The 16,184-nt window shown below is 48.0% G+C and carries 5 protein-coding genes; 2 read left to right on the top strand and 3 right to left on the bottom strand.

Annotated features, from left to right (window positions below; genetic code table 11):
- Positions 1–540: 540 nt before the first annotated feature.
- Complete coding sequence (locus H6F68_RS06425; protein WP_190557460.1) at positions 541–750, bottom strand: Nif11-like leader peptide family natural product precursor; 210 nt, start codon at positions 748–750, stop codon at positions 541–543.
- 175 nt (positions 751–925) lie between these two features.
- On the opposite strand from H6F68_RS06425, the gene H6F68_RS06420 reads away from it, so the two are divergent.
- Together H6F68_RS06420 and H6F68_RS06415 are read left to right on the top strand one after the other, a co-directional pair.
- Complete coding sequence (locus H6F68_RS06420) at positions 926–3,076, top strand: phosphate ABC transporter substrate-binding protein (RefSeq protein ID WP_190557458.1); 2,151 nt, start codon at positions 926–928, stop codon at positions 3,074–3,076.
- Positions 3,077–3,119: 43 nt separating this feature from the next.
- Entirely contained in the window at positions 3,120–5,912 is a 2,793-nt protein-coding gene (locus H6F68_RS06415) for a ShlB/FhaC/HecB family hemolysin secretion/activation protein (RefSeq protein WP_190557456.1), read from the top strand.
- Between the two features lie 197 nt (positions 5,913–6,109).
- On the opposite strand, the gene H6F68_RS06410 is transcribed toward H6F68_RS06415, so the two are convergent.
- Both H6F68_RS06410 and H6F68_RS06405 read right to left on the bottom strand, forming a co-directional pair.
- Positions 6,110–6,883, bottom strand: a complete 774-nt coding sequence (locus tag H6F68_RS06410; protein ID WP_190557454.1) for a DUF928 domain-containing protein — start codon at positions 6,881–6,883, stop codon at positions 6,110–6,112.
- A 329-nt stretch (positions 6,884–7,212) separates the two neighbouring features.
- Positions 7,213–16,173: a filamentous hemagglutinin N-terminal domain-containing protein gene (locus H6F68_RS06405; protein WP_190557452.1), complete on the bottom strand. Its 8,961-nt coding sequence runs from the start codon at positions 16,171–16,173 to the stop codon at positions 7,213–7,215.
- Between the last annotated feature and the right edge of the window lie 11 nt (positions 16,174–16,184).

Here is a 16,184-nt window from a genome sequence, read left to right as displayed (position 1 = left end):
ATGCCATTGAGATACATTTTGATGCACAGTTGCTTGATGTCATCGGAGTAAGCCCAAGGACGGTAAGACTCGAGAAATTGGCGACCACACTGCTTGCACTGATAGCACTGTCTTCCGCGACGGTAACCGTTTTTAGCCGTGTGAGTGGAGTGACATTGAGGACATTTCATACCTTCATTGTGCCAAAGCCAGCATTACTCTTTCAGCAACGCCAAATTTTGAAGAGTTTTGAGGTCAACGGTTCGCCTAAGGAGTTGTGAGAGTTGCTACCTCGTTGCTTTTCGACCTAGAGAACAGAGCAACTCAAGGCCATGCTGTCAAAGTCTAGGCAAATTGTCAGGCGGCAAATTGTCAGCATCCACTTGGGCCTCAATCGCCTCTAAGCCAGAGAGCAAGTGTATCTCTGGAACGGGGGCAAGGATTGCGAAAGTGTTGGAGGCTCTTTAAAGTCATGGCGATCGCCGCTTTCCAGCTTGACATCGCGTGAAGTAGAAAACAGCGCAGGGTATTGATGCGGGTATACTCACCTCTTAGAGCTGACTACAGCCCTGGAATTTCAGACAACTCGCTGGCTAATTCTTCAACAGCAAATTGAGTCATCGATCGCCATTCTTCAGCCGTAAACTCATAGCCACAGTCTCTAGCCATCGCCACAAATTGCTCGATATCGGCTGATTGGTTGAGCTGATCACGCAGAGTTGGGTTAACTTGAGCAGCACGGAATAGTTGGGCGACAGCTTCTTTCACCATGACAAAACAGCTCCTCATTAATGTTTATGTTCAATGAGGAGAATAGCAGGCTTTTCCTCAAGGCAAATACTAACTTCTGTCGGGTTTTGCTCATCCTCTCAACTGTTTTATTGTTTTTCAAAAGAGAGTTCCTTAGGTCTGACAGGATGAATGACTCCGCTACCTACAGCCTCACATGACGAAGATTGTTGAGATTTTATTGCGCGCCTTCCTCCGACGGTATCCTGTGCCAACGCGGCTCAGTTTCTTTAGCTATTTGGGACGGTACGCATGGCTGAAGGATGTTTTGGAGGAGTTGCGCCCAGAACTTTTTCCCTCTCAGCAGACTTTCGTCGAGGTTGCAGTTCCTGAGGGTCACTCAGAAAGCTTAGATCCTCGAATCTTAGGAATTTTGGAACAAGCCGAGATTCGGGGTCGCCTGGGATATTACAAGGTTGAAGCCTACCTAGGGCCACGGGGCAATGGACATTTATTTGAAGCGATCGAGGTCACTTCCAAGCGATCGGTGGTGATCAAGGAATTTCTGCTGTTGGCCTCCGACTTTAGCCATGCTGAGGTACTCCAGCGTCAAAATAGCTTTAAGCGGTTAGCAGGAATTCAGTTGGCAGATGGGCGTGTTCAAGACTTCCGAGCTATCCAGCCCCTTGAGGCGATCGCGGATACAGAGTCCTACGAACGCTGTTTTTTGGTGACTGATACTCGTGATCTCGCTCCTACCCTACGCCAATACTTACAACTTTGCGGCATCTTACCTTCGCACCAAGTGCGGGAGATTTTGAGTCAAATTCTACAAACCTTAGATTTTCTACATAATCAAAAATTCAGTTTTCCTGCTGGTGCAGTCCAAAAGGGTCTGATTCATGGAAATTTGAGCTTAGATAGCATTCTTTGGATTGAACAATCCACCTCTGGTTTTGTGTATCTTTGTGACTTATTACTGTGGGAGCAGTGCTTTGATGCAGCAATACCACCGGGGCGATCAACTCAAGCTACAAACGAGGCAATTCAAAAAGATTTAAAGGCTGTCGGCCAGATCGGCATGCAGCTCTTGCAAGGGGGGCAACCTGATGGTTCGGTTGTGATCGAGCCTGCCCTCCGAGAAATCTTGCAAGCTTTGCAAAGTGATAAATTCGCGAGTGCTGAGGTGGCTCGTTGTGAACTACTGCAACTGATTTCTCGATCGCCCACTGCGATCGCCCCTGTAGCAGACATTCCTGCCCAAACTACCCCCTCATCCCGCTTTTCTCCACTCCTTCTGATACCTCTTTTGGGCCTAATGGCAGGATCATTTCTATTACTGCCACGATTACGACCGACAGAGGCCCGCCTTTCTCCCTCACCCCAACTTTCCACCTGCTGCCTATCAGAGGTGAGCGCCGTCCCCACAGGTGAATACATTTATACCTCGCTGCGCAATGGCACTTGGTGGAGTCTATTGCAACAACACAATTTATTACAAGGAGACCAACACTTTACAGATGTTCTGAGTGCTGCTCAGCCCAATTTACGTTTGCAGTATCTCCCTGCCAATTCTTTCGCAGCCGCAGTGCAACAAGTTCGTTCGGGGGCAGCGGATTTTGCCATACTCCCACCTGTGAATGAGTTACCTGCTGATCTGTTATCCCAGGAAATTGCCTATGATGGGCTAGCCGTTGTAGTTTCCTTTAGCTATACGGAGCGGCAGCAAGGACTCCCCACTACGTTAAAGGGAAAACTGTCTCTAGATCAGGTGCGACAACTCTTTAGCGATCCGCCTCATGACTGGACAACCTTTGGCGGTCCCAACTTGCAGGTACAACGTTATGCTCCCCAAAATCCTGAAGCGATCGCGTTATTTGAACAACAAGTCCTCAAGCAGTCTTCCCAGAGCCTAACCGATGTGCAGCAGTTGCCGCCTATGGAGCTATTACGTCAGGTGATTCGAGATTTTGAGGTAGATGGATTGGGCAGTGTTGGTTTCATACCTTTAAGTGAAATCTGGGGGCAATGCTCAGTTTACCCACTAGCTCTGAGCCAGGCTAGAAAAGCAGCCGTACAGCCTTTAGTGTTGAGCGATCGCCAGGAGATTACACCCGAAACAGATCTATGCAATCGTAAAGGTGCTTATGCTCCTGATCCAGTCAAGTTTCAAACGAGTGAGTATCCTTTGAGCTATCCGATTTTAGTAATATACCCTCGTGATAATCGCCGTTCTGCCCCAGGCAAGAAGTTTGTAGAGTTGATGCGGACGCTTGAGGGACAACGGCTATTAAAGACCGCTGGGCTGGTTCCCCTCAGTGGGAATTTGGCTTCCCCACAGACTCCTGCGCCCCCTCCGTCCCTCTAAACAGAGGCTCACCACAACCATTCATTGATTTAGGAAGTCTGTAATGAGAACTACTGATGGCGCACAAGCACTCAACTCGACCCCTCAAACTCACAGCTTGGAGACGCCACCAGCCTCATCAGCAAGCTTTTCAACTCTACATCCGACTCCGCCCCCCATTGCGCTAGCCGATCGACTGAAAGCAGCAGGTTTGATTGTTTTAACCGCAACGATTGGGATGGGAGTGGTAGGACTAGGACGTAGCATTTGGTTGGCAACGACAAAAGAAGTGCTATTGCCGCTCACAGAGACGGGGGGCGATCGCTCTCAGTTGACTCCCCTACGCGATCGCCTGTCAGTCATCACCCCCCGTTCTAATGCGGCAAGTTTGCCTACATCCTCCTTCTCTTCGCAATCATTGACTCTGCAGCGATCGCGACGATCTTTGCCAGCCAGCCTCCCTCGCATTAGTCATGGTTTTGGCACCAAGGAGCCGACCAGTCCTGCAACATCTTTGGAAGCAGAGTTTGTCGCTCCCGCTGATGTGGCAACCTCTGAGTCGGGTGCAAATCTTCCTCCTGCTGCCAGTATCTCCTCCACTTCAAAGCCAGAGCCACCTCTAAGTTCTTCTCAAGACCCTGAGGCCAGCTCGGATGATGTCGCTTCCGAAGAGCTATCTCCAGAAGCTGCCACACTCCCCTCGCCAGCCCAAGAATTATCTCCTCCCAAACCTGCTCAGTCTGATGCAATGGTGCAGGATGTGATTTCAGCTTTATTAGAAGCACCTGCATCTCCAACAACTTCTGTGGCGATCGCGCCTCATCCTTCGCCTCCCAAACAACCTGCCTCCTCTCCGACTGCTTTAGCGCCTGAAACTTTAGCGCCTAAATTAGAGGAGCAGTCATCAGCATCTATGCCCTCTCCTCCACCTGCGATCGCAAAGCCTACTCCAGTCAAAATACCGCCTTTTGCTCCTGCTGCAGTGACATCTAGCCCACCGACCCCATCTACAATTCCTGATCTAGCAACAGCTTCTCCCTCTACTCATGCTCCTGTATCTGCTGCTGTGTCTGTGGTGCCTCTTATCAAAACTCCTGAAGTCTCAGCTCCTCTAGTGACTCGACCCTCTACTACAACTGATACTCTTCCTGAAGCCACAGCCTCTACACCGATTCAATCTCCTGCTGCAAGTGACGCTACTTCTCCTGCCGCGACAACTCCAGCGATTCCTTCCACACTTTCAGAAGGAGTTTATGTCGAGCAGATCAAGATTACTGGAAATACTCGCTTTTCCCAACAACATTTAGCGGCAGTTGTCCAGAAAACAGTTGCAGCCCAGTCTGGACATACTCTTGCTCCCTCGAAGGATATTGAAAGTGCGAGTGATAGTTGTACCAGGAATTCTGCCCCTACTTCATCGCCACTTAACCGCAAGCTATCTTTAGCAGCTTTAGTGCAGGCTAGCGAAGCGATTACTCAATGCTATGTCAAGCAAGGTTATGTCAACTCTGGTGCTTATGTGCCTGCTGAAGTTCTCAATGGTGCTCCTCCAGAAATTCGGGTGGTTGAAGGAAAGCTGGAGAAGATTCACATTCAGAAGATTGAGCGTCCCGGTTTCCTCTGGCTAGCGCGACCACTTTCTGCCAATTATGTGCGTCGTCGTTTGACTCGGTCAATTCGCACCCCCTTGCAGATTGATCAATTAGCAGACTCAGTGCAGTTGTTAGAGCAAGATCCACTAGTTGATAGCATTTCCACAACTTTAGCTCCCGGAACCACTACTGGAGGCAGCATTCTCAATGTTAATGTCAAGCAAGCCTCTCCGCTGCGGACTAGTTTCTCAGTAGATAATGGTCGCTCACCCAGTGTAGGAAGGTTGCAGCAGCAATTTTCGTTGAGTCATTTCAATCTCTTAGGATTGGGAGATGCCCTACAGCTTGGCTACAATCGTAGCGAAGGTAGTCGAGGCTGGAATGCGAGCTACAGCCTCCCCATTAATGCTAAGAATGGTACTTTGAGTTTTAACTACAACCAGAATCGGGGTGAGGTGATTGAGCAACCTTTCCGCGATCTCGACATCAAATCGCGATCGCGTAATTATGAAATCGCGCTTCGCCAGCCCCTTAAACAGACTTCTACAGAACTATTAGCCCTAAGCCTACGAGCCAATCATTATCGCAATGAAGGGGTGTTTTTAGAAACGTTCAATAACGGCGTAGCGTTGCCACTTCCAGGCCGAGGAAGTGATCCTGATGGAGAAACAAATATTACGGCGTTACGGTTTGGGCAAGAGTGGCTGAAGCGAGGGAAACGAGATGTCGTCTCCTTGCAATCAGATTTTAGTATCGGCATCAATGCACTAGGAGCGACCCGCCTAGATATCCCACCCGATGGCCGTTTCTTATCCTGGCAAGGTCGAGGCTTCTGGGTTCATTCCTTCGCGCCCGATACGCTACTCTCAGTCAAGAGCCAACTGCAACTGGCAAATCGTCCGCTCGTGCCTGTGGAGCAGCTTAGTCTCGGCGGCATCGATACCGTCCGGGGCTATCGCACCAGTAGTCTTTTATCAGATAACGGAGCTTTTGCCTCAGCAGAACTCTATCTACCTGTGCTTCGGATGTCTAAAGGTAAAAGTGTGGTACAGGTGGTGCCCTTCTTTGACATTGGGCGTGGCTGGAACAAGGGAGATGATCAGCCTGTGCCGAATTTCCTGATGAGTACAGGATTGGGGCTGCAATGGAAGGTCAGTGACACCTTCCGTGCCCGCCTTGATTGGGGGATTCCTCTAGTCAATGCTAACCAGAATGGTCAATCCCTCAAAGAAAGCCTATTTTTCTCAATCACCTTTACACCTTGAGATTTCAACCCACCCCTGTTGCAGAAGACTCTGAAACACTAACTGCGGGTGTTTCTACCTGCTGGATAGCCGCGATCTCCATTATGCTATTGGTTTCCTCAGCAGGTGACAAGAAACTCTAGTTAGGAAGGAATACAGGATAGTATTCCTTCCTTTCATCATGTGTAAGGAGAGCGAATTTGCCTACTCAACTTTGGTCAGTTCTTGACGATCTGAACGATTGCGGCTTGCTTATACTGGCGTAATCCAGCATCTTCCATGAGGGCAGACCAATCCTCAACGGCGGCGCGATCGCCAGGATTTTGATATCGCTGTAAGGCAATCTGTGTCACTACATCCTGCCAAATGCCCCGTTCTGCCAAGACAGCTAGACGATTGTTGGCCGTGATAGTAGGTAGTTTAACCCGCTCAACCCAGCTGCTAATCACCATGACGCTAGCTGGATCATCAGGATCACAGCCTACGGCGACTTGCCAGAAATACTTCTGTCCCACCTGTAAAGCAGGTGCAGAGTTGGGCAGAGAAATTCCCACAACTCCTGGCTTGCCGGTTAGCTTAAAGGTGACATTGTGGAGTTGCTTAGTTCGGGCTTCGTTCTGGAGGGTGAACTGTGCTGTTTGGCTATCTAGGGATGGCAGGTAGACAAAAAATGTTGGCCGCTCGGAAGCGGTTTTGTCTACCGTCATTTTGTTAGTAGCTACCTTTTCTTGAGCCTGGGGCGGAGGGACTAAAGCAGCAGGCATTTGAGTGCCACAGCTAGCACTAGAGCGACTAAAACCTCCGACTCGACCTCCTCGATAAGAGGAAGGCCAGGAAGGCCGCACACCCACACGGAAATTTAGTCGCCGCGATCGCGCCATCAAGGTTCCTTGAGTGGGTAAAGCTGTTGCAATCGGCATCAACTCGATCGCAGCTATGCTGCCCAATAATACTGCTAGTGCCCCTACCTTCATTTCTTTCAGTAACCGCATACCTTACTCCCTTAATAGATAGAATTGTCGAAATAAGCTATCTCACGCCTAACATGGCACCGTTACAAACTCACCCATCTGCCCTCTTCCCCAAAAGCTGCGTTAAGCTTCGTTGCCTTCCCGGTTATGGAACTACTGTTGCTGGAGCTTGATGAGAGGGGTCAAAATATTTCTGGCATAGATTTCACCCATCTTTGAAGTAGCTACGTAAGTAGGTTATGAAATGCCTAAAATTTCCATCAATTGGTTTAATTCGGACCCATTGGCACACATCAAGCTCCTAGGTCTATGAATGAATCGAGTTAAAAAGCGATCGCTCTTGTAAGCCACTAGAGAGTTGGGCGTTGCTGCTCTTTCCAACTTCGGACACAGGTTGCTTGTAGTTGGTAGGTTTCTCCAGATTCAAGTGTGAAGTTGTTGCCACCGGAGAAGGTGACAGTGGTTGGGACTTCAGGCGTGACGTTGAGAGAAACCCAATCACTCTCTGTTGTTTGAGCGGGCAGAGGAGCAGTTGGATTCAGCGGAACTCCTCCTCTGCCATTGATGCGAAGTTCGCTGTTAGCTGCTGCTTTTGCTCCCCCTGCAGCACAGGCATTGGCGGTAAGGCGGGAGACATCGATAAAGGCGATCGCGGGGGTGGATAAACCTCTGGTCGCGTCGGTGCTGAGGGTGTTGAGGTTAACGCTACCACTCACCCCAAACTCTGAGCTGGCTGTAATATCGCTCCGAGGGGTCAATTTGGGTCGATAGTTCAAGCCCAAAATTGCTTGAGTCTCAATATCAATTTTACCTCCCTGCCCCTTAACCGCATTAGCGACAATATCACTATTTTCAAAGGTGAGCCCAATCACAAAGGGAGCCTTGATTTTGATGTTGCCACCGTTGGCTGTGTTGTTGGCATTTGCCGAGATCAAGCTACCATTTCGCATCAGCAGCAACCCTCCTGGCCCTACTTTTAGGTCAATATTGGCTCCATCCTTGACTCCTCCTGTCACTGCTTCCAACGTACCCTGATCCATCCGTAGGTCATTGGTCGTGACATTCAGGTTACCTGCCTGTCCTGCTGGACTACTGACGCTGATTCGAGCGCCATTTTGGATCGCTAATTTTCCAGAGGTGACATCCACATTGCCTGCGCTACCACCCTCCGTTGCTGCGGCAACAATCCCCCCCAATGGCTTACTGTCTTTATCTTTGATTTGACTTGTGCCATTGAGAGTTACTGACCCATTTACTTTGACTGTCACACCTCCTGCTGTTCCAGTGGTGGTGGAGGAAGAGATCAAGCTGTTGTTAACCGCTAGGTTTGAGGTTGTAATAGCTACCTCTCCTGCTTTTCCTGACTTGGCAGCTGCCTCTATAGTGCTGTTGTTGAGGGCGATCGCTGGGTTATTACCCTGATCAGCGCTAATTTTGACATTACCAGCAGTACCAGAGTTTGTAGAGGCAGAAATCTGGCTGTTATTAGTGGCAGTGAGACTATTGAAGTTTTTTAGGATGATGTCTGCAGAAGAAGCTTGTCCACCTTTATCTGTTGTTGCTGTGATCGTGCCATTATCAAGTGTGGTTTTGTTGGCATTCACTTCAATATCGCCCGCTGTTCCCTCTCCATCTTTGCTGCTAACTGCAACGGATGCGCCAGTGGTGATGTTGAGAGTAGGCGTTGTAAGGGTGACATTACCTGCGCTGCCACCTTTTTCAGCAATTGCTTCTACCGTACCCTTATTGACGAGTTGGATGGAAGGATCACTGCCCTGATTCGCAGTAATGGTTACGCTGCCAGCAGTACCAGTCTGGGTTGAGGCAGAGACTTTGCTGTTATCTACTGTTAGTGTGTTTAGATCTTTCAGGATGATGCTGCCCGTGCCGATACTACCACCTGAATTGGTAGTTGCTAGAATCTCTCCTGAATTTTGAAGTGTGAGAGTGGGAGCAGTCACGGTTAAAATACCAGCCTTTCCCCTTCCTCCAGCTTTGACCGATAGAGTGCCTTGATCCAGGAGCACGGACTGGCTCGCAGCAACATTGACGTTGCCTGCTTGACCATCCTGAGTTTTAGCCTCAATCGTTCCGCCTCCAGACACCTCTAATGCTTCTAGGTTCTCAAATGACACACCTCCCGTCTGACCGGAGATACCAGAGTCAGAAACGTTAGAGGCAGAGATGATTGCCTTATCTGTTACTTTGACTTGCTTCGCATTGAGAATGACATTGCGAGCATTGCCTTTTAAATCCTCTGCTTGAGCTGCTAGCTGCGTTCCCACACCTGTTATTTGCACTGATTGTGCGGCTGGAGACCCAGCGTTCACCAGTACTGCTCCCGCTTGGCCTGTTTGAGTAGAAGCAGTGATTTGGCTGCCACCATTCACGGTTAAAGAATTTAGTCCCTGTAACTGGATATCTTTGCTAGTGCCTCCTATTTGATCTTGAGGACCCTCATTGGAAGTAGCAATCTTTGATCCTGTCACAGTGAGGGAGGGAGTCGTGATTGTTACTCCACCCGCCTGTCCTTTTTGCTTCTTAGCAGTTGCTTCGATGGTGCTGTTGTTGAGGAGTTGAATGGATGGATCACTGCCCTGATTTGCAGTAACGGTTACGTCACCAGCAGTCCCAGTCTGAGTTGAGGCAGATATTATGCCATTGTCCAGTTGGAGCGTGTTTAAACCGTTCAGTATGATGTTGTCGCCTTTACCGGAGTCGGTAGAAGCTGCAATTGCGGCTCCATTTTGAATGTTTAGCTGAGCGGTATTGACGGTGATAGCTCCAGCAGAGCCATCGCCTTTACTGGCTTGAGTAGAGATACCCCCAATAGAACCTGTAATTCCTGGAGGGAGGGTACCATCGAGAGTGACAGATTGAGCTGCGTTGACAGTGACAGCGCCAGCACTCCCACCATCGCCTGTGGTAGAAGCTGCAATCAGGCTATTTGTGGCTTGTAGAGTGTTGAGTCCGCTCAGGTCGATTGTGCCACCTTTCCCTCCTTCCGTTGAACCGGAAATCTGAGCCCCACTGTTCAAGGTTACCTGTCCAGTGCCACCACCATTAATCAAGATGTTGCCTGCTGCCCCTGTCTCGGTTGAGGCGGCAATTGCGGCTCCATTTTGAACTTTTAGCTGACTAGTATTGACGGTGATAGCTCCAGCAGAGCCATCGCCTTTACTGGCTTGAGTAGAGATACCCCCAATAGAACCTGTAATTCCTGGAGGAAGATTGCTACCTGGAGGGAGGGTGCCATCGAGAGTGACAGATTGAGCTGCATTGACAGTGACAGCGCCAGCACTCCCACCATTTTTTGTGGTAGAAGCTGCAATCAGACTATTTGTAGCTTGTAGAGTGTTGAGTCCGCTCAGTTCGATCTTGCCACCTTGACCACCCACGGTGGAGCCAGAGATTTGACCACCATTGCTCAAGGTCACTTGTCCAGTGCCACCGCCATCAATCAAGATGTTGCCTGCTACCCCTGTCTCGGTTGAGGCGGCAATTGCGGCTCCATTTTGAACTTTTAGCTGACTAGTATTGACTGTGATAGCTCCAGCAGAGCCATTGCCATCACTGGCTTGAGTAGAGATACCCCCAATAGAACCTGTGATTCCTGGAGGGAGGGTACCATCGAGAGTGACAGATTGAGCTGCATTGACAGTGACAGCGCCAGCACTCCCACCATTTTTTGTGGTAGAAGCTGCAATCAGGCTATTTGTAGTTTGTAGAGTGTTGAGTCCAGTCAGGTCGATTGTGCCACCTTTCCCTCCCACAGTGGAGCCAGAAATTTGGGCACCATTACTCAACGTTACCTGTCCAGTTCCGCCTCCATTGATTACGATGTCTCCAGCTATACCTTTTTCAGTTGAAGCTGCAATCTCTGCACCTTGTTCAAGCGTTAGTCGAGGCGTATTCACCGCAATCTTGCCTGCATTGCCCGTACCATCTGCTTTAGCAAAGATGCCGCTAGTAAAGGTTTTCTTCGGATTGATGTCCGGTGAGCTAACTATTACTCGAACTAAAGCACTGTTTAACGTCAAATTGCTTAACCGCAATCCTGAGTCAACTGCTGCGTCACCAACATTAAACACACCGATATTAACACTGCTTCCTGGACTTACCGTTAGAGTTTGAGTTGGACTACCAATTGTTTCGCGATCAAATCCAGAAACAGAAGAATCTTTAAAACTTCCAGTGTTGACATCGGTAAGTGAAGCTATATTGCCTTGAGTAGTAGTCAAAAAACTAGAGTCGTTAAATTGATAATCAGGGATACCAGTAGATTCATTTGTTAAAAATGTCCAATCAAATGCTAGCGATCCAGAACCATCACCCAAAGCAAAGAGTTGCACTCCAGAACCATTGAATGTATTAGACAGCAGTGGATCGCCGCTAGCTAATCCTAAAGCTGGTGCCAGAGTGGAGATTCGTTCTCCCCCACGGGTTGATAATAGAGTCAGAGTCCCATTGGAAGTGACATTACCAATTGGTTTTGCGAAAATCGTAGATCTAAAGTTTGGATCAGTGTTAAAAGATTGTTGAGAGCCGGAAATATTAATGTTATCGCTAACAACGTTGATATTTCCAGCACCTGCTTGTAGCGTATCGGGGTTGCCATCATCCAAGGAGGATGCAACGATTTGCCCACCACTGGTAATATTTAGATTATCGGCATAAACCTGAATATTACCGCCTGTAAAGTTTGCCTTAGTCGACTGGGTAGAAGCATTGATTCGACCGCGCTCAGAAAGGATTAAATTGTTGACTGGGCTTTCAGATTGATTGATGCGAATATCACCAGGGAGAAGATCACTTGGATTGGAGCTTGAACTACTGAGGTCGGCACTTGCACCAGAAAAGGTAGAAACTTCACTAACCTGACCGGAAGGACTAGTTCCTGAGATAGTAATGGTGTTGGGCACATCAATGGAAATACTGCCTGGTCTGCCTGTTCCAGTGCTACGCGCTTGAATCACGGAACCATTGAGAAGCGAGAAATTTTGCCCAGTGACCCTGACGACCCCACCATTTGCAAAGTCAGGGCCAGCATCACTAAATGTACTGGAAGAAACGGTACTACTATTTTTGATAGCAATATCGCCATTGGTCGCTTTGAGAGAAACTTGACCTGCATTACCTCGTTTGTCAGATTCTCGATCAGGATTTGTGGTAGCTGTAACCTGGCTGTTATCAATAGTAAGGGCTGCCGCGTTTGAATCGGGATTTGGTGCAGTGGCAGTAATTTCAATATTTCCTGCAGATCCTTGACCACTTGTATCAGCCTGGATTGTTGTTCCGCCACTAATCGCTATCGTGCCTCCGTTGATTGTGGTCTTTCCTCCGTTACCATTTACTACTGTATTAGAAATCGTCGTTCCATTCAGCGCAATTGTGCTGGCATCGATTAAGTTAATCACCCCGGCTTTGCTTGAACCGGATGCTTCAGATTTAAGGACAGAGTTATTTAACGAAATCAACCCAGAGGAATTGTTTGTTGTTTGAATTTCAACTGCTCCTGCTGTTGCGTTAGCAGATGCACTACTGGAGAGCTTACTGTCAATCACCTGAATAATAGTATTCGCGCCTAACCGAATGGCACCTGCGGTCAATAGACCTCCTCCAGGTAAAGATTTAAAGTTACTCTCAGAAGAAAGCTGGGTATCACTAACTAAAATATTCTCCGGACGCAAAACTGGAGGTACTGAGGGAGAAAGGATTGAGCCGATCGTAATATCCCCAGATTGACCATTCGCGCTAATAATTGTTTGATTTTTTGCTGCAATTGTATTTGCAGCATTAATCGAGACTTTGCCTGCATAACCAGTATCGGAATTTGCCTGTACTTGTACGTTATTTACATCAACAGATCCTGTAGTTGCTTCGACTTGAATGCGGCTGAAAAGACGATTAGAAGAAGGTTGAATCACAGTATTACCGATACTGTTGCTTGAGAGCAGTGTCGGGTTGATCCCATTACCAATCTTGATATTTCCATTTGCCGCAGTGAGGATAATGTCTCCTCCTACTGCTGTTGGGCTAGAAGCATTAATGCCTCCGATCGTTAAACTGTCGTCAACACCACTTGTATTCAGAGCTGTGATTCGAATTGATCTCCCACTTGTTTGAATCGTATCGCTGTGATTCATGGTAAATACTCCACCCGCCGCAAGCTGGATAGAGCCAGTAGTGCCTGGAGATGTGAGGGTCAGTTGGTTTGGAGTTGTACCTTGGTTGGTCAGGTCTTGAATGGTAATGTTGTTTCTCGCAGCAAGGATAATATCTTGCTGAGTCAGTAAACTTGAAATGATAGATGGTGTTGTTCCCTCAAGAGCGGTTTGTGGAATTCGGAGGTTTTGAAATAGAGTACCTGCGTAATACTGGTATAAGATCGGATCATTTTGAAGAAAAGGTTGAAAAAAGGGGTCAATGGAACCTTGAAGAGCTGTAATAATTGACTGACCATTTCCATCAACAATCGTAATATCGTTGATGGCTGACGTGTTTGGGTCAGGAGTCGTAGGAAAAGCTGCTGAAATTGCCGATTCCACACTAGGTGGTAGCGTAATTTCTCCTTCTGGAGAACCCTTAGCAGTAATGTTCGTTGTAGTTTCATGGATCGGTGACCTCAGTGGATCCAGAACAGTAACCTTAATAGTGCCACCCGGTCCCGTGGTTGAGTTAGCATCAGCATTAATCCTAGCATTGGCAGCAATGCCCACTTGAGAACCATCGATCTGAACGGTTCCACCTTTTGAGCCAGAAACATTGACGAGCGAGCCTCCATCTAATGCGATCTGACCACCAAAGATGCTAATTGTTTTCCCTGGTGCAATAAGAGAGCCAGCATTGGTTATAGAGGTAGTACCATTTAGTTTGATATTGCCACCGGTTGACTTGACTGAAGCTCCACTCGGTATATTGATGGTGGCTCCAGTAACATTTAGATCTCCTGAAACTGTGGATGTTCCAAGATTCACGACATTGACATCATTTAGAGAAACATCGTTGCCGCTATTAATTTGCACCGTGTTGAAGTTATTTGCACCCATGAGGGTAATGTTATTGGTGTTGCCAGACGCTAGAGAGGTCGTGCCGCCAATAGTCAAATCTCCAGTTTGGGTAATCGCCCCCTTTGTAGTGACATTCAAGTTTCCAGTAATGTCGGATGTACCAAATTTCAAAGCATTGGTATCATTCAATGTCACATTTTTGTCACTTGTGACCTGTACTGTATTGAAGTTGTTACCTGCTCTATCGAGGGTAATATCGTTAGCTCCAGCGGCTAGTGTTGTGGTTCCACCAACTGTCAAATCTCCAGTTTGAGTAATGGCTCCAGTCGCATTGATATTCAAGTTATTCGCGTTGGTGGTGTTGAGTTGAACGGCTTCACTTGTAATATCTAAAGTTCCTAAGGCTCCATTTCTATCTGTTCCTACAGCACCACCGAAGGTAACGTCTCCTGTACCAGCAGCGATCGTCACGTCAGTGTTTTTATCTGTAGCATCAACGGTACCACCGAATTGAATACTGCCGTTACTAGTTAACTGAGTATCGGCTCCAAACTTAACTGCATTTTTATATTCTTGGGCACCGCTGGTCGTGAAGTTGCCATTGATCAGCGTGCCACCACTGCCGTTATTAACAAACTTCTCGATATTGCTGAAAAGAGTATTTGAAACACTGATTTGATTGGCAAAATCAAGCTGCAAATCGTGATTGTTACCATTAAACTTGGTAAAAGTAAGATTTGTGCCTGTAAGCGCAGTATTTCCATTAAGAGTTACGTCATTGTATGCCTGGGCTTGTGTTGTCTTTAAGGCACCTGATAACCCAACTGCAATTCCTGGCGTTGTTTGAAGGTTGCCTGTTAGATTCACCCCTATTCCCTTGAAGACGAGATCAAGAGGCTTGTTAACATTGACTGAGCCAGTATAGCTGCCAGCTCCTACATTCACTGTTGCACCTGATACCGCTGCAGCATCAATCCCGTTTTGAATTAAACCCCCTGCGTTGACATCAACTTTTGTTGCAGTACCAGTCAGTGAAGCTCCTGTTTTGAGAGTAATAGGCGCGTTTAAAACAGTCCAAGGGGTGTTCAAAGCCAAATTGTTGGCTTTTTCATTAACGCTAGCATCAAGGGCATTATCAAATGTTATGGAAGTATCTGCTTGTAAGACTATAGGAGAGTTGTTGAGTGCGTTGCGTAAAGCTATGGGATCGATCGTAAAGTCGCCAGAGCCTGTAGGAGGGATAGGACTATTGTTCGTTCCTCCATTTTTAATAGTTAACTTGCCAGGATCTAACAGTAGCTGTCCAGGTTGCCCTTGAAACGCACCCGCGTCTACTTGTCCCTGAAATGCTAAGTTTTGTCGTCCAGAAACTTCTACAAACCCACCATCACCGCCCTGCTTCCCGCCACGGGCATTGATAGTACCGTTAAATTGGGTGGCATCATCTGACCAAACAATCACTTTGCCACCTTTTCCCTGATTGGTAGCATTTGCGTTGATAGTCACACCTGTCCCTACGGAGGTTTGGGTGGCATTGAGTAAGCTACCTTTGCCTTGGTAGTCACCACCCACTAAAACGGTGCCGCCTCCAGTGGGACTAGAGACATCAATTTGGGCTTGATCTTGTAAATTGACCTGGTTGCCCAATACCTGCACAGTTCCACCTGAAGCTGTGAGAGATCCGGTGCTAGTTGTAATTCCGCCTGCCAATGTTAAATTTTGACTTGCACCTACTGCCAACTGTCCCTGATTTGTCAGTATAGCTGGGGAATTTGGTCCCATCTGCAAGCCGAGGGGGATGTTGACTTCCACTAAAGGGGCCGCCCGATCGCCCGTGGCGGCGAACTTTTGACCATCAGTGAAGGTAAGGGCATCGGCGGTGCTGGCGAAGAAGGAACCAGCGATATCTAAGCGGGCATTGGGGCCAAAGATAATGCCGTTGGGGTTGATGAAGAAGAGATTGGCACTGCCAGCTACACCTAGCGTGCCATCAATGTTGGAGAGATTACCTCCGGTGACACGGCTAAAGATGTTACGGATATCGGTTGGATTGGCAAAGTAAACTTGTTTATTGGTATTGACATTGAATTGCTCAAAGCTATGAAACAGGCTGGAGTTGCGCTGCAATCCCCCCGTGATATCAGTGCGATCGCCCACCGTAGAAGTGACGGAGTTGTTGCCATTCCCTAACGTGGCGTCGGGAACGACTTGTGCTTGGGCATTAGGAGAGAGGCTGCTGATGATCACGGAAGTGGTTAACCAGAGCCAGCCAGAATTGATGAAGGGATTGCGGCGTTGCATAGAAACAGAAA

The sequence above is a fragment of the Trichocoleus sp. FACHB-262 genome, from assembly GCF_014696035.1.
In the GTDB taxonomy this organism is placed as follows: Bacteria; Cyanobacteriota; Cyanobacteriia; order FACHB-46; family FACHB-46; genus Trichocoleus.
Note: the sequence above shows the minus strand (reverse complement) of the source record. Positions and strands in the feature narration are given on the sequence as shown.